Annotated in this window: 16 protein-coding genes and 2 pseudogenes; 4 read left to right on the forward strand and 14 right to left on the reverse strand. The window is 66.7% G+C overall.

Annotated elements, in window-relative coordinates; all coding sequences use genetic code 11:
* The first annotated feature begins 1 nt into the window (after position 1).
* Complete coding sequence (lptG, locus tag ADT71_RS20855) at positions 2-1,099, forward strand: LPS export ABC transporter permease LptG (protein WP_054439922.1); 1,098 nt, start codon at positions 2-4, stop codon at positions 1,097-1,099.
* A 90-nt stretch (positions 1,100-1,189) separates the two neighbouring features.
* On the opposite strand, the gene ADT71_RS20860 is transcribed toward lptG, so the two are convergent.
* Entirely contained in the window at positions 1,190-2,281 is a 1,092-nt protein-coding gene (locus tag ADT71_RS20860; protein ID WP_054439925.1) for a fatty acid desaturase, read from the reverse strand.
* Between the two features lie 184 nt (positions 2,282-2,465).
* Between ADT71_RS20860 and ADT71_RS20865 the strand changes: the two are divergent.
* A pseudogene (locus ADT71_RS20865) lies at positions 2,466-3,631 on the forward strand (N-acetyltransferase).
* Between the two features lie 50 nt (positions 3,632-3,681).
* Here the strand turns inward: ADT71_RS20865 and ADT71_RS20870 are convergent.
* Together ADT71_RS20870 and lipB are read right to left on the reverse strand one after the other, a co-directional pair.
* Positions 3,682-4,020 (reverse strand): hypothetical protein, encoded by a 339-nt coding sequence (locus ADT71_RS20870; protein WP_231636076.1) that lies wholly within the window; start codon positions 4,018-4,020, stop codon positions 3,682-3,684.
* Positions 4,017-4,700 carry a lipoyl(octanoyl) transferase LipB gene (gene lipB, locus ADT71_RS20875; RefSeq protein ID WP_054439927.1) on the reverse strand — a complete coding sequence of 228 codons (684 nt, stop codon included), beginning with the start codon at positions 4,698-4,700 and terminating at the stop codon, positions 4,017-4,019. Before lipB ends, ADT71_RS20870 begins: the two co-directional genes overlap by 4 nt.
* A 93-nt stretch (positions 4,701-4,793) precedes the next feature.
* Here lipB and ADT71_RS20880 point away from each other — a divergent pair, with 93 nt between their 5' ends.
* On the forward strand, positions 4,794-5,606 hold the full coding sequence (locus ADT71_RS20880) for a hypothetical protein (protein ID WP_054439929.1): 813 nt from the start codon (positions 4,794-4,796) through the stop codon (positions 5,604-5,606).
* A 79-nt stretch (positions 5,607-5,685) separates the two neighbouring features.
* Here the strand turns inward: ADT71_RS20880 and ADT71_RS20885 are convergent, their stop codons facing one another.
* The 6 genes and pseudogenes from ADT71_RS20885 to ADT71_RS20910 all read right to left on the reverse strand — a co-directional run bounded on the left by ADT71_RS20885 (position 5,686) and on the right by ADT71_RS20910 (position 10,856).
* Entirely contained in the window at positions 5,686-6,318 is a 633-nt protein-coding gene (locus ADT71_RS20885; RefSeq protein ID WP_054439932.1) for a class I SAM-dependent methyltransferase, read from the reverse strand.
* Positions 6,319-6,420: 102 nt separating this feature from the next.
* A complete protein-coding gene (locus ADT71_RS20890) occupies positions 6,421-6,765 on the reverse strand; it encodes an arsenate reductase family protein (RefSeq protein WP_054439934.1) in 345 nt (114 codons plus the stop codon).
* Positions 6,762-7,334: a (2Fe-2S)-binding protein gene (locus ADT71_RS20895; RefSeq protein WP_054439936.1), complete on the reverse strand. Its 573-nt coding sequence runs from the start codon at positions 7,332-7,334 to the stop codon at positions 6,762-6,764. Before ADT71_RS20895 ends, ADT71_RS20890 begins: the two co-directional genes overlap by 4 nt.
* A 61-nt stretch (positions 7,335-7,395) precedes the next feature.
* A complete protein-coding gene (locus ADT71_RS20900; RefSeq protein WP_054439938.1) occupies positions 7,396-8,130 on the reverse strand; it encodes a metallophosphoesterase in 735 nt (244 codons plus the stop codon).
* Positions 8,130-10,156: pseudogene (locus ADT71_RS20905) on the reverse strand (TonB-dependent receptor). The gene ADT71_RS20900 and the pseudogene ADT71_RS20905 overlap by 1 nt, the downstream one beginning before the upstream one ends.
* A gap of 7 nt (positions 10,157-10,163) precedes the next feature.
* Positions 10,164-10,856, reverse strand: a complete 693-nt coding sequence (locus tag ADT71_RS20910) for a fumarylacetoacetate hydrolase family protein (RefSeq protein WP_197283095.1) — start codon at positions 10,854-10,856, stop codon at positions 10,164-10,166.
* A 154-nt stretch (positions 10,857-11,010) separates the two neighbouring features.
* Between ADT71_RS20910 and ADT71_RS20915 the strand changes: the two genes are divergently transcribed.
* Positions 11,011-11,520: a YqgE/AlgH family protein gene (locus ADT71_RS20915; protein ID WP_185997973.1), complete on the forward strand. Its 510-nt coding sequence runs from the start codon at positions 11,011-11,013 to the stop codon at positions 11,518-11,520.
* Positions 11,521-11,545: 25 nt separating this feature from the next.
* Here ADT71_RS20915 and ADT71_RS20920 read toward each other — a convergent pair whose 3' ends face one another.
* From ADT71_RS20920 to ADT71_RS20935, 5 genes are all read right to left on the reverse strand, one after another.
* Positions 11,546-12,133: an NTP transferase domain-containing protein gene (locus ADT71_RS20920; protein ID WP_054439942.1), complete on the reverse strand. Its 588-nt coding sequence runs from the start codon at positions 12,131-12,133 to the stop codon at positions 11,546-11,548.
* Positions 12,130-12,321, reverse strand: coding sequence for an XdhC family protein (locus ADT71_RS34200; RefSeq protein ID WP_231636077.1), 192 nt, complete (start codon positions 12,319-12,321; stop codon positions 12,130-12,132). Before ADT71_RS34200 ends, ADT71_RS20920 begins: the two co-directional genes overlap by 4 nt.
* Entirely contained in the window at positions 12,318-13,130 is an 813-nt protein-coding gene (locus ADT71_RS20925) for an XdhC family protein (RefSeq protein ID WP_231636078.1), read from the reverse strand. The genes ADT71_RS34200 and ADT71_RS20925 overlap by 4 nt, the downstream gene beginning before the upstream one ends.
* A gap of 1 nt (position 13,131) precedes the next feature.
* On the reverse strand, positions 13,132-13,734 hold the full coding sequence (locus ADT71_RS20930) for a TetR/AcrR family transcriptional regulator (protein ID WP_054439943.1): 603 nt from the start codon (positions 13,732-13,734) through the stop codon (positions 13,132-13,134).
* A 91-nt stretch (positions 13,735-13,825) separates the two neighbouring features.
* Positions 13,826-14,362 carry a murein L,D-transpeptidase catalytic domain-containing protein gene (locus ADT71_RS20935; RefSeq protein ID WP_231636079.1) on the reverse strand — a complete coding sequence of 179 codons (537 nt, stop codon included), beginning with the start codon at positions 14,360-14,362 and terminating at the stop codon, positions 13,826-13,828.
* Positions 14,363-14,591: the final 229 nt, after the last annotated feature.

Below are 14,591 nucleotides of genomic sequence, written 5' to 3' on the forward strand. Positions count from 1 at the left end.
GATGCAGTTCGAATTCTTTCCCTCGCGCACCCTGACCTGGTATCTCGCGCGGCTGTTCATCACCCGCATCCTGGCGGTGCTGCTGATGCTGGTTCTCGTGCTTCAGGTCCTCGATCTGCTGGGCGAAAGCGGAGACATCCTGGCTTATCCCGGTAACGGCGAAGCCCAGCTGTTCTACTATGTGACCTTGCGGATACCGCAGCTTGTCGCGCGGTTCCTGCCGTACTCGGTGCTGCTGGCGACGATCATCACGCTCGCCACGCTGAACCAGAACAGCGAGGTCATCTCGATGAAGGCGGCGGGCCTTTCGGCGCATCAGGTGCTGGCACCCCTGATTCTCGCCGCGATGGTGATTTCCGTGGGTAGCCTTGCCTTCAACGAGCGCGTGGTCACACGTGCCTCGGCGGCGCTCGACGCCTGGCAGGCCGTGAAGTACGGGCCTGTTCCCAAGGACACCAAGGCGAAGGTGAATCTCTATCTGGCCGACGGGCAGGACTTGCTGATGGCGGCGAGTCTATCCGGGAACGGCAGCCAGATGACGCTCAACGGCGTGACGTTCTATCGCCGCGATGCGAACGACATGGTTGTCGAGCAGCTGCGTGCGGACCGCGCGACATACCAGAACCCGGGCTGGCGTTTCGAGAATCCCACCCGTTTCGAAGTGGCGACGACCACGACGACGAAGCTCGCCTCCGCCACTGTCGCCCCGGGCATTACGCCGGCGAAGATCATGATCACCAATGTCGATGCCGATTCGGAAAACCTGTTCGAACTCTCCGCTTCGATCGAAGCCATGAAGGTCGCCGGACGGCGGACGAGCGAGCTAGAAGCCGCGTGGTGGCACAAGCTTTCCGGGCCGTTCTCCTCGGTGCTGATGCCGCTGCTCGGCGCGGTTGCCGCGTTCGGCCTGGCGCGGTCGGGCCAGCTTCTGATCCGCGCGGTCATCGGCATGGCTCTGGGCTTTGCCTATTTCGTGCTCGACAATGCAGCGCTGGCGATGGGTAACTTCGGCGGCTATCCGCCGTTGATCGCGGCCTGGGCGCCGTTCGTGCTCTTCGCCCTGATCGGCGAGACGGTGCTGATCCGAACCGAGGAATAGCCCGTCTTCTTCCAACATCACCGGATATGAAAAAGGGGCCTCGCGCGGATTGCCGCGAGGCCCCTTTTTCTTTCTCGTCCCAACGGACGATCAGCGCGTTCGCATGGTGCTTTGGATCAGGCGTCCGACCAGCGGCATCAGGCCGGGGTAGTTCGCCTTAGCGTAAGTGGAATCGGTTCCCAGTTGCCGGGCAAGGCGGCGATGGGCTTCGGCCAGCGAGTGATACGGCATCGAGGGCAGGAGATGATGCAGCGCATGGTAGCGCAGGCCCACCGGCGCCCAAAGTTCGGAGAACTTCGCGGGGGGCGGAACGTTCACCGAATCGAGGTACTGCGCGGTCACTGTCATGGCGTCGCCGTCGTTCTCCCAGAGGTGAGCGACAAGGGTGCGGACCTGGTTGAGGAATGCGGTGAGCGAAACCACGCAGAGCGCGATCAGCAGCGGGCGCCAGCCATATGCGGCGCTTGCGGCAAGCACGGCGATGGCCCAGGCCGAACAGCCAACTTCCTGCCAGAAGACCATGCGAGCGAACTTGCCTTCGGCGGGCCGCCGGCGGAACTGCGGGTTGATGGCGAGCGCGGACGCACGCTCCCACACGAGCTTGCGCAGCGGCGGTATCACGGCGCCCAGCGGCACCAGCACAGCCGAGCGGATCAGCAGCGCCACCGGCAGCAGGATGGCGGTCAGCGCGAAGACCGGCAGGCTCCAGGGCTTCATCAGCGCCAGCGGCAGGTACTCAGGGTCCTCCACCGTGCCATAGCGCGTGCGGGTATGGTGGATGGTGTGCACGTTCTCGTACATCAGAGACGGCGTGAGCAGCGGTATGCCGACCAGCAGGTTCCAGCCGAAGCGGAAGCCGGGCAGGGCATCGCGGTGAATATGGCTCAGTTCGTGAATGAACAGCAGCGCCCGGTAGAGTCCCAGCGCCGCCAGCAGGCCACAGCCGAGCGCCGCCCAGGGGCTGTCCACCAGGATTGCACCGGCCAGCGCACCATAGCCGACCGCGGCCGAGGCCAGCATGTCGGGCCAGTAGATTTCGGGCCGCGCGGCCGAGATGTCGCGGGTCAGTTCGACTGCCGCGCGCAGCATCGCCTTGTCGTCGGGAATCTCCGACGAACGCGGGCGAGCAGCAGCTTCGCGCGGTGCGGTGGGTGACAGGTCGATGGCTTCCTGGGCAATCATACAATCGGGTCCAAAGTTCAGGGCGGGCCCGAAAGATCGGTGCAAGCCCAAAGTCTCGGGGCAAAATTGGCCCCGGTGCGTGTTTTGCAGCGGCACTGCCGTGCGGTCCTGCTTGACAAGGTGACGGGACCGACCGCAGGTCGCGATCCAAGCATTCCCCATATAGCGGAACAAAGGCAGGATCGTGGCCAACGCCGAACTAGTCATCACACCCGTTTCCAGCAAGGCCGACCGCATCGCCTTTGTCGATTACGCTTATCGGCACAATGCGGCAGATCAAAACTGGGTGCCCAACCTGCGCTCGGAAGAGATTTCCAAGTTCACGCCGGGCAAGAACCCCTTCTGGGACCATGCGCGCGGCCAGCTTTTCCTGGCAAAGCGCGGTGGTGCCGTCGTCGGGCGCATTTCGGCGCATATCGATGAACTGGCGCTGAAACAGCCGCCTGAGCAGGGCATGGGGCCGGGAACCGGCAACTGGGGCGCCATCGAGGCGGACGATGAGGCGGTTGCGAGACTGCTGATCGAAACGGCCGAGAACTGGCTGCGCGAGCAGGGCATGACCCGGGTTCTGGCGCCGATGAACCTTTCGGTCTGGGAAGAGCCCGGCCTTCAGGTGCGCGGGTTCGATCATCCGCCGATGGTGATGATGGCGCACCACGATTCGGCCTATCAGCCATGGATCGAGGGTGCGGGCTATGACCGGGTGAAGACCCTGTTCACCTACGATCTGGACGTGACGAAGAATTTCCCCCCGCTGATCCAGCGCATCGTCTCCTCGGGCGAGAAGAACGCCAAGATCCGCATCCGCGAAGTGGATCCCAGTCGATTCGACGAGGAAGCGGCGCTGATCTGCGACATCCTCAACGATGCCTGGTCGGACAACTGGGGCTTCGTGCCCTTCACTGACCGCGAGATCGCCTACACCGGAAAGGCGCTCAAGCCGCTGGTTCATCCCGAACTGATTCGGATCGCCGAATACGAAGGCGAGCCGTGGCGTTCATGATGACCTGGCCCGATCTCAACCAGGCACAGAAGCGGCTGAACGGCACCAAGGGCAAGCCGTCGATCCTCGGGCTCATCAAGTTGCTGCTCTGGCTGCGCAAGCCGAAGCCGGCCGACATGCGCGTGCCGCTGATGGGCGTGCGCAAGAAGCTGCAATCCTCGCGTCTGGCCAGCCAGCTCGCCTTTATGATGATCGAGTACATCCGTCGGTCGGCCACGGCGAAGTTCGGCGCCAGGCGCGGCGAGATCGGCTGGGTTCTAGAAGACAACCAGGGGATGGTCGCCATTGCAGGGGCCATCGACAGCAAGGTGAACCGCGAATACGCGATCTACGAAAAGGCGCTCTGAAACGGGCGGCGCGGTTGTCCCGCAGTGCGCCGGGCAACCGCCGCCGGGGCTTATTGCTGCGGCGCAGGCTCGGCGGCGGCGGCTTCCACTTCGGCGGCGGCAGCGGCTGCGGCATTGGCCGTATCGTCCTCGGGCAGGGCTGCTTCCGTGGCGCTGCTGCGCGGGGATACCGAGCCGGAGCTCGAGTAGGTCGGCGCCGCCAGCGGCGATTGCGAACGCACGGTATCGTAAGGCAGCATGTCGTCGCTGACGGAGCGGGGCAGGAGCTTCGCGCCGCTGGCGGCCTTTTCGCTTGGCGCGTCCTGCTGATTGCAGCCGCCCAGGGCGGTGCCAGCGGTCAGGGCGAGTGTCAGTGCGGCCTTGGGCAGCATCCGGAAAAGACGGGTCATGCTGGCTGCTCCGGTGGGCATGGGCGGTCTAGCGCGGCGAGGAAGGCGGGCGCGCGGGCGATCAGGGCTTCGTCCCAGGTCGCGAACTCCACCGTGCGTCCAAGGCGCGCAAGGCTGGTGACGCCGAACTCGTCGATCCCGCAAGGAACGATGCCGGTGAAGTGCGACAGGTCGGGCCGGATGTTCACCGCGAAGCCGTGCATCGTCACCCATTTGCGGATGCGCACGCCGATCGCGCCGATCTTGGCCTCGCGCCCGTCCACGTCCTGGGTCCAGATGCCGATCCGGCCTTCGCTGCGGAAGCTTTCGACTCCGAAATCCTTCAGCGTTGCGATCACCCAGCCTTCGAGCCCATGGACGAAGCCGCGTGCGTCGCGGGCGCGTTTGCGCAGGTCCAGCAGGACATAAGCCACGCGCTGGCCCGGCCCATGATAGGTATAGCGCCCGCCGCGACCGGCCTCCACGACCTCGAAGCGCGGATCGAGCAGTTCGGTCAGGTCGGCGCTGGTGCCGGCCGTGTAGACGGGAGGGTGTTCGAGCAGCCATACCAGTTCGCGCGCCTCGCCGGCGGCGATCCGGGCGTTGCGCTCGGTCATTTCGTCAAGCGCGGCGCGGTAGGGCACGGGTTCGGCGCTGATCCGCAGTTCGATATCACCGGGAAGCGTGTCGGGAAAAGTCATGCCGCGTTGCGTGGCGTCATTCCCTGCGGTTATCAAGTCACTTTGAGGCGCCGCGCTAACATGGCGCCCTCGAACGGCGTATCAGGAGCATCTATGAGGTTCGACAGCAACAAGGCCTGGAGCCAGGCGTCCCTGGCGGTTTCCGCCAATCGGGAGGTGGTTCTGGCACTGGCGGGCGTCTTCTTCCTGCTGCCGCAACTCGTTTTCGCGATCTTCTTCCCGCAGCCGGAAATGGGCTCGGGGCTGAGCGAGACGCAGGTCGTCGAGGCGGTGAGGGCCTATTGGAACTCGGTGCTGCCGGTGATGATCCCGGTCGCCCTGCTTCAGGCGCTGGGCACGCTTTCGCTGCTCTGCCTGCTTGACACCGATCGCCGCCCGACGGTGGGAGAGGCGATTCGCTCCGGGCTGAAGGGCCTGCTGCCCTACCTGCTGGCGCAGATCGTGGCCGGACTGGCACTGGCCATGGTCGCCATGGTTGTCGGCGGCGTTCTGGGCGTGGCGGGTGGGAAGGCCGGTGCGGCCATCGGCCTTGGCCTTGCGCTGATTCTCGCCATCGCGATCGGCGTGCGCCTGTCGGTGACGGCGCCGGTCGTCGCCGTCGAGAAGACGCTCAACCCGATCGCGGCGCTGGCCCGATCCTGGGCCCTGACCAAGGGGAACACGGGCAGGTTGCTGGGCTTCTACGCCCTGCTGATGCTGGCGATGATGGTGCTGATGATCTTCGCCAATGTGCTGACGCTGCCGATCGCCTTGCTGGCTCCGGCCGAAGTGGCGCGCGTTGCGGGAGCAGTGCTCGAATCGATCCTGGCAACGATCATGGCGCTCTATTTCGTTGCGGTGATCGGGCAGGTGCATCGCCAGCTTGCCGGCCCTTCGCCCGAGCGGATAGCGGGCACGTTCGAATAAGCCGAAAACGAAAAAGGCCGGCGCCATGGCGCCGGCCTTTTTGTGTGAGGAGGCAGGAAGCGCGCCGCAGGGCGCTGCCTCAATCCTCGTCCTTCCAGCCCCAGAACAGGAAGCAGGGGGGTACGTTGATCGGCTCCATGCCGTTGTCGATCCGCGTGAAGTGGCGAGCCATGAATTCGCGCGCCTTGGGCGTGAACTGATAGACCAGGAACGCGCCGCCCTTGCGGATGACGCGGTAGGTTGCCGAAGCGATCGCCGGACCGACACCGTCGGGCAGGGTCGAGAACGGCAGGCCTGACAGCACGTAGTCCGCCTTTTCGTGGCCATGGGCGCGCACGATATCTTCCACGTCGGCGGCCGATCCGAGCACCGCGATGAAGCGGCTGTCCGTGATCGTGCGGCGCAGATAGTCGATGAACAGCGGGTTCGTGTCGATCACGATCAGCTGCCCGTCGCGACCGAGGCGGTCCAGCACCGGGCGGCAGAACGTGCCGACGCCGGGGCCGTATTCGACGAAGAGCTTGCAGTTGGCCCAGTCGACTGGACCCAGCATGCGGTTGATCGTGAAACGCGAGGACGGGACGATCGAGCCGACCATCACGGGATTGCGCAGGAAGCCTTCAATGAACACGCCCCATGGTCCGAGGCTGTGTTTGATCTTCCGCTTGATCCGCTGGGGCAGCGCCTCTCGGGCAAGCTCGGTACTGGTCATGCTGGCGGAAGCTCTCGCTTAGTTGTCGTCCGGCGAAGGGCGATTCGGTGACAGATCGGGGCCGATATTGCAAGCAAGCGTCGGCCCAATGTTACGGGGGAGTTACAGAATCTCGTGGACCTTTTCCTGCGGACGGCACAGCCGCACGCCCTTGTCGGTCTCCACCAAAGGACGCTCGATCAGGACGGGCTCCGCAGCCATGGCGGCCAGAACGGTGCCGTCGTCGGCATCGGGGAGGCCGCGCTCCGCTGCATCGGTGCCGCGCATGCGCAGGCCCTGCTGCGGCGAAATCCCGGCGTCCCTGTAGAGCTGGCCAAGCTTTTCCGCCGAGGGCGGGTTCTTCAGATACTCGATCACTTCCACTTCGGCGCCGGGCGTTTCCTGAAGGATCGCCAGCGTCTTGCGCGAGGTGCCGCAATTGGGGTTGTGCCAGATGGTCGCCTTCACGGGCGTGTCTCCTGTTGTCCTTGGGAAGTCGTTTGCAGCGGCGCCATGGCCGGGACGGCGCGCGCGGCGTCCTGCGGCGAGATGCCGGGCGCGGGCGCAGCGCTCAGCGTTTCCTCGCGGCGCATGGCCCGGCCGGCGCGCTGGACGGCGGCAATCAGGCGCGGATAGACGCCGCAGCGGCAGAGGTTGGGGATCGCTTCGCGGATTTCGGCATCGCTGGGATCGGCATTGCGGGCGAGTAGCGCCGCACCGCCGATGACGATGCCGGGCGTGCAGAAGCCGCACTGGATCGCCTGTTCGGCGACCATCGCCTGCTGCATCGGGTGCGAGCGATCCGCGGACAGGCCTTCGATGGTGGTAACGAAGCGCCCTTCGCATTCGCCCAGCGAGACGAGGCAGGAACGCAGCGCCGCGCCATCGACCAGGACCGTGCAGGCGCCGCAATCTCCCACGCCGCAGCCGTACTTGGTGCCGGTGAGGTTCGCGCCGTCACGCAGGCCCCAAAGCAGGGGCGTCTGCGGGTCCATGGCGATTTCGACCGGGTGATCGTTGACGGTCAGGCGCGGCATCGGCCCTCCTTATGCGCGCACGCGGCAATGCGCCAGTGCGGCATGTGCGGCGGAACGGTGCTCATGCACGGCCTGTCGCCAGTGCCCGCGCCCAATCGCCGCGCCCGGCCGCCAGCGCATCCTCCGCTGCCGACTGCCAGTCGTAGGCCACGGCAACCAGCTCGGCGCGCCATTCCCCCTCCGCGCGCTCGATCACGGCATAGCGCGCATGGGGCGATCCGCTTTCCATCACGTGCGGATAGGGATGGTCATCGTCGTAGGCGGGCAGGCCCACGGAGCCGGGATTGACCACCTGACGTCCGTCGGCAAGGCGGACGCTGCGCGGCAGGTGCGTGTGCCCGCAAAGGATCATGGCGGCATCGAGGCCGGCAACGCGGGCTTCCACTTCCGCTATCGTGGCCTGACGGCAGCCGTCCGGCTCCACGGTTTCCAGCAGATATTGCAGGTCGCTGCCGGGCGATCCGTGGCAGGCGTAGAGGTCTTCCTCCAGCCAGAGCGTATCCGGCAGCGCAGCCAGCCATGCACGGTGGTGGTCTTCCAGCCTTGCATCGGCGTGCGCGTCCGACAGGCCCATGCGTTCGCGCGGCAGTTCGAGCAATTGCCGTTCGTGATTGCCGCGAATCGTCTCGAGGCCGAGCGCCATCAGGCGTTCGGCGGTCCGGGCGGGCTGGAGCGGGCCGCTCAGGATGTCGCCCAGATTGACGATGCGCGTGATGCCGCGTGCCGTCACGTCCTCCAGCACGGCATCGAGCGCGCGCAGGTTGCCGTGGATGTCCGAGAGGACCGCCAGGCGCATCAGCGCAGGGCCACCCGCACGCCTGCCCAGAATGTGCGCGGCGTGCCAAGGTCGATGGAGCCGTCCTGATTGCGGGTCACGATGTCCTCGTCGGTCAGGTTCTCGGCGCGCAGCACCAGCGAGACCGGGCCTGTGACAGGTACTTGCACATAACCGTCAAGCGTGGTCGCGGCGGGGAGGACATAGCTCTGGAGGTCGTCCTCGTATTGCGCGCCGACATGGCGCAGCGTGGCCGCGAAGCGCCAGCCATCGGCCGGCAGCCAGGCCAGCGTCGCGCTGGCGGCGAACCTGGGGACTTGCGCCGGGCGCTTTCCGTCAAGGTCGGGATCCTGCGCCCTGACCTTGGCGTCGGTCCATGCCAGCGAACCGTCGAACCGGACCTTGCCGAGATCGAGCGCGGCCGCCGCTTCCAGTCCGCGTGCATGGACGGAATCGACATTTTGCCGCTCGCGCTGGTTGGTGGCCACGGTGACGTTGGCGATGGCATCCTTCACCTTGTTGTCGAAGGCCGTGAGCGAAAGCGTCAGCGCTTCGAACGGATGGATGTCCACGCCCGCCTCGTAACCGCGCAGGCGTTCGGGCTTGAGGTCGGGATTGGCCTGGGTCGTTACCGGGAAGACCACGAAGGGGCGGTAGAGTTCGTTGAGCGTGGGCAGGCGCATGCCGGTATAGGCCGCGGCGCGAAGGCTGACGGCCTTGCCCGCGTTCCAGACGAGCCCGCCCCGCGCATTGCCCATCCAGCCGGAGCGATCGGCATAGGCGCTGTCCTGCGTCACCGCGCCTGCGGGGCTGACCGAACGGTAGAAGCCGTTCCGGATCGTCCAGCGGTCCGCCCGTCCCCCGGCGGTGATGACGAGGTCGCCCAGCGTCCAGTCATCCTCGATGTAGAACCCGAGGTCGGACTGGTTGCCGCCCGCACGGCGCACGGCCGTGAAGGCGCCGGTTGCGTTGTACGGCAGTTCGAGCAGGTGCCCCTCGGTCAGCCTCAGGTCGGTGCCGATGCGCAGGACGTGATCCTTGCCCACCGGCGGGCGCAGTTCGGCCTTGCCGCCTATCGCCGTGGTCGGCGTGCGGCGCTGGTCGAGCGTTTTCCTGAAGGTGCTGGAACTGATGACGACGTTCGAGAAATCCTGCGCCTGGACGTAGCCCAGCACATCGAACTGCCAGTCTCCCCGGCCGACCAGACGGAGCGAGGCCTGCTGCCCGTCGGAGGTGGAATCGGCGCCCTTGAAGCGCAGGCTGCGGGTATCGCCATAGGCGAGGGCGGATGCCTGAAGCTCGACGTCCGCGTTCAGCGGCGCCACGGCCCGCAGCGATGCCGACCAGCTGTCATAGGCGGCGCGCGACGATGCGGGCACGCGCTGGCTGGCGGGGGTCGTCCAGAAACCTTCGCCCCGGTCCCACTGCACGCTGGCCACGAGGTAGCCCGCGCCAAGTTTCGGTGCGGCACTGGCCGACGCCTGTGTCTCGCCCCGGTCGTTGACGAGCGCGATGCCCTGAAGCGCGCCGATCTGGTCCGGCCCGGCGCTGGTCATCTCGATGGTTCCGGCGACGCGCCGGCTCCGAACGCTCCGGAACCGCCGCCGCGCGTCACCCGGATCGAGGAAAGTCGTTCGGGGGCGATGGCGCTGAAGGGGATGTAGCCGAAGAACGGGTTCGCCACGGGCACGCCGTCGAGCAATACCAGCGTCCGGCTCGACGCATTGCCGCCGAGCGCGCGCAAGGTTGCGCCTTGCGACGAGGGGTTGGCCGAGCGGCTGTCCGAGCGGCGGAATTGCGCGAAGCCCGCCACCGAGTTGAGTACGTCCTCGATCCGTCCCGAGGCGCTGGCGATCACCGCGTCGCGCTCGATCGTTTCCACGTCGTAGGCAGGTGTCGCCGGGCCGGATTCCAGGCCGTGGCCGGTGACGATTATCGGCCCGGCAGGCTCCGCGTTTTCATCGGCAAGAGCAGGCGCGGCAAGCAGCAGCAGCGGACAGCCGGCAAGCAGGCCGCCCACGAGCCGGAAGGAGCGTTGATACGTCATCTATCGGTCAGGCCGGTTCGATCGCCAGAACGACGGGCTCCAGCCCTTCCACGCGGCCTTCGAGCCGATCTCCCGGCGCCACCGGACCGACGCCGGCGGGTGTGCCGGTGTAGATGAGGTCGCCGGGCGCGAGGTGATAGAGGCGTGAAAGGTCGGCGATGAGTTCCGGCAGGCTCCAGATCATTTCGGAGAGCGGCGCATTCTGCTTCGTCACGCCGTTCCGGGCGAGGGTGATGCGTTGTTCGCCGGGCGCGCCGAATGCGGCAGCCGGGGTGATCGGGGCAATCACCGCACCGTTTTCGAAGTCCTTGCCGGTGTCCCAGGGGTAGCCCTTGGCCTTGGCGGCGTTCTGAAGGTCGCGCCGGGTCATGTCGAGGCCGCAGGCATAGCCGTAGACGAGCGCCATGGCCTGTTCGGCGGGAATCTCGAAGCCGTGGCCGCCGATGGCGACGACGAGTTCCATCTCGTAGTGGCAGTCCTGCGTTCCCGGCGGATAGGCGATCGCGCTGCCCGAGGCGCAGATGGCGGCGGGCGCCTTGGTGAACCAGATCGGCGCCTCGCGGTCCACCGCGTTGCCCAGTTCGCGCGCATGGGCGGCGTAGTTGCGGCCGACGCAGAACACGCGGCGCACCGGATAACGCGCTTCCTCACCGACGACGGGGACGCTGGGCACTTCGGGCAGTTCGAACAGCAGGCTCACTCGCGATTTCCTCCCTGGTTGCGGCGGAGGCATAGAGCGCGATGGCGTGCGGGGAAAGCGCAACCGGCTTGCCGTCCCCTGCGAAGCGCTTACATTTGCCGGTGTGACAGAGAAACAATACTTATCCGGGCGACTCCTTCTCGCGATGCCGGGCATGTTCGACCCCCGCTTCGATCACACTGTAAGCGTGCTTTGCGTGCACGACGAAAGTGGCGCTCTGGGCATCGGCGTCGGCAGGCTGCGCGAAGGCGTGCGCTTCCATGAAATCCTGGAGGAACTGGGCATCGATCCCGGCGTCGCCCCCGATTGCGAGGTTCACGACGGCGGCCCTGTGGAGCCGGGCCGGGGCTTCGTGCTGCACTCGACCGATTGGGGCGGGAGCGACACCGTGGAAGTGCAGCCGCTTTGCGCGCTTTCGGCCTCGATGGACGTGCTGCGCGCGATTGCCGAAGGCCGTGGACCGAGCCGGTGGCTCATGGCGCTCGGCTATGCGGGGTGGGCGCCCGGTCAGCTTGAAGGCGAGATGCGGCAGCACGGATGGCATGCGGCCGATCCGCATCCGGAGATCCTGTTCGATACGCCGGTCGATTCCCGCTGGACCGCGACCTGGCGGGCGGAAGGGATCGATCCGGCGCTGCTGTCGAGTCAGACCGGCCGCGCCTGATCGCCTGTCTTGCGGCTGTCCCGGATCAGGTCCGGGCGGGCGAAGGGGGCGTGCTTTCCGAGAGGGCGGAGAGATCCTCCGGGCGATCGATGTCGAGATGGATGGAGGGATCGTCGCATTCCACGAAGATTACGTCGTCGCGGCCGCGCAGCAGCCGTCCGGCGCCTTCGTCTCCGGTCAGCCCGGCAAGCTCCGGCAGAAGCCGCGCGGACAGCAGGACCGGATGGCCTGGATGGCCCTGGCGGCAAGGCATCGCAGCGGCGCCACTTCCCAGCGCATCGGCAAGACGGGCGGCCTCGCCGTGAGGCAGGCGGGGCATGTCGCCCAGGAACACGAAGACATCGCAGGGTTCGCCGAGAGCCGCGATGCCGGCCTTGAGGGAATCGGAAAGGGCATCGCTCTCAACGCGCAGCACCTCTACCGCCGGCGCGCCGTCCCACGTTCCGCAATCGAGGTCGGGGCGGGCGACGATCAGAATGCGCGACACCGGCGCCGCGCGCGCGGCGTGGACCGCGTGAAACAGCAGCGGCTCGCCCTCGAAGGGGGCAGACAGCTTGTCGCCCCCGAAGCGGCGCGACGATCCGGCGGCAAGGACGATCGCCGCCCGGTTCATGCGCGTTCCCGCGCCGGGTTCAGGGCCTGCATGATCTCTGCCATGATCCCCGTCGCGACTTCCCAGGGCGATTTTCCCAGACCGGGTACACCCGGCGAGAGGTGAAGCCGGTCCAGTTCCTCCGGCGTGGCGCCCGCGGCGCGCAAGGCGCCGAGCCTTGTCTCCGCGCGCGATCTGGCGCCGATCATGGCGACGTAACCGGCGCGCCCCGCAGCGCGGCAAGGCAGCCGCCGAGGTCGTGGTGATCCTCATGCGTGGCGCCGAGGTAGGCTGTCCAGCGATCGATGCCGAGTTCATCGAGCGCGGTGGCGGGGTCGGCGCGCAAGTAGCGCGAAACCGGGAAGGGCGGCGGCTGGTGCGGCCCGTCCGGCCGGAGCAGGATCGTCTCGAACTGGGCGAGCGCGCCGAGTTGTGCTGCGGCCAGAGCGCCGGGATCGCCGCCGGAAACGACGAGGCGGCGGGGCGGATCGTAGCGGCGCGAAAGCAGGAAGGGCTCCTCCTCCACGGCCAGCAGGGGGCCTTCGTCCACCGTGACCCATTGCCGCGTGCCGTCGCTGTGCCAGCGGCAGCTCCGACGTTCGGCGGCATGGCGCAGCAATTCGGTGGCCGCCGGACTATCCGGGGCGATGCGTTCGACCATGACGTGGAGCGCGCCGCCGCAGCGCAGGCGGATGTCGATCCACGGGCTTCCGGCGCCGTAATGGAGGTGCCGGGGCTCACCATCGGCCAGGACCTGCGCGGCGTGACTGGCCACGTCGCCTTCGATGCAGTCTCCCGAAAAGTAGCCGCTCGCGGCAATGTCGCTCCCGCCGCCGGCATTCTCCGGCGCGACGAACAGCATTTGCGCACCGGGGCCGCGCGGGGCGCTGCCGCCGACCCGATAGAGCGTGGCAAGGGCGACGGGATGCCCCGCACCGAAAGCCTCCGCCAGTGGCCGCCGAATGTCGTCGATCCAGCCGAACAGCGGCCAGTCCGCACTGTCGATGCTACCGCTCACGTCATCCTGCCGCGGCGCGTGCCTCTACGCGGTCGCCGACCAGCGGTGCGATCACCAGCCGGTGGAGGATACGGGCCGTGGCTTCCGGGGTCTGGTCCTCTCCATGCGTGAGCCACCAGGCGAGGATGTCGATCGTCGAACCGGTGCCATGAACGACGCCCAGGTCCTGCGGCAGCCAGTCCGCCGGATTGGCGACGCCTTCGATGAGGCGGCGGGCTTGCCGGATGAACTCATCGCGCACGATGCCTGCGGCGCCGCCTGCCAGAAGCGCGGACCACAAGGCCTTGTGCTGGCCGACGTGGCTGCAGAGCGCCAGAGTGGATTCGTAGCTGTTCGAGGCGTGGAGGATCGGGATCGACAGCGCCAGCAGTCCGGCGATTTCCTCGGACGCGACATCGCCCAGCAGCGCTTCCTTGGTCGGGTAGTGACGGAAGAAGGTGGCATAGCCGGTGCCGGCACGGGCCGAGATTTCGCGGATGGTGATCTGGTCGAAGGCCTTTTCCTCAAGCAGCGAAAGCATGGCCGCGTTGAGCGCCTTGCGCGAGCGTACCTGCCGCGCGTCGGTAGGCGCGTCTTTCCTGAATCCCGCGAGATTTCCGTTCATGATCGATCCGTAACACCCTGCTGCAAGGGTGTCTAACCCGCCTGCGCAGACTTCGACATGGCGGATTTCGGCATGAAGCCATGAATGGGGTTCAATATTCCCCGATGCGATCCGCGAAGAGCAGGCGCCCGCCCGAGAGGTGCCACAACGCCTCGTTGAAGTCTGCATTGCTCATGGCGAAGCAGCCTTCGCTGCGGCCGAGCTTGCCCCATTTCTCGATCATCGCGGCATCGACGTACCACGCCGGATGCATCACGATGGCGCGTTCGAGCGCCATGGAGTTATCCGGGTCGAGCCCCTTGAGACGGATCGAGGTGCCGTATTTGCCGGTGTACCATTCGCAGGTGAGGAAGGCCCCGCGCGAAGTGGCTTCCGAGCCGGGCATGTTCGAGAAGCTCTGCAACCAGCCGCTGTGCGCCGGGTCCGATCCGCGCCCGTGGGCCAGCAGGAAAGAGCGCACCGTCCCGTTCTCGATATTGACGAAGTGCAGGCGCGGTTTCCACGAAGGCTGGGCGAAATCGGCGATGCCGACGAGATCGGTGCGCCAGATATGGCCCTGCGTCCGCTGGACCTGCTGCGTGGCGACATCGAGGACGCGGCGCTGATACGGCGTGAGGGCGCTCGGCACCGCGGCAACCGGGCCAATCTGTCCCGAAGCTGTTCCTGCCAAATTTTCCGCTGCCAGCACACGCGAAGGTATTGCCAGGCTTGCGCCCGCAACCAATCCGCCCATGAGGACAGCACGCCGACCCAACGTCTGTTCCATCGCAGTAAGTTAACTCAATTGGATCGGAAGCGCCAGTTACTCCGACAGGAAGAGTTCCCGGCGCGAAGGCGGGCCATCGTATCGTTCCCAC

This window comes from Novosphingobium sp. ST904 (genome assembly GCF_001298105.1).
GTDB lineage: Bacteria > Pseudomonadota > Alphaproteobacteria > Sphingomonadales > Sphingomonadaceae > Novosphingobium.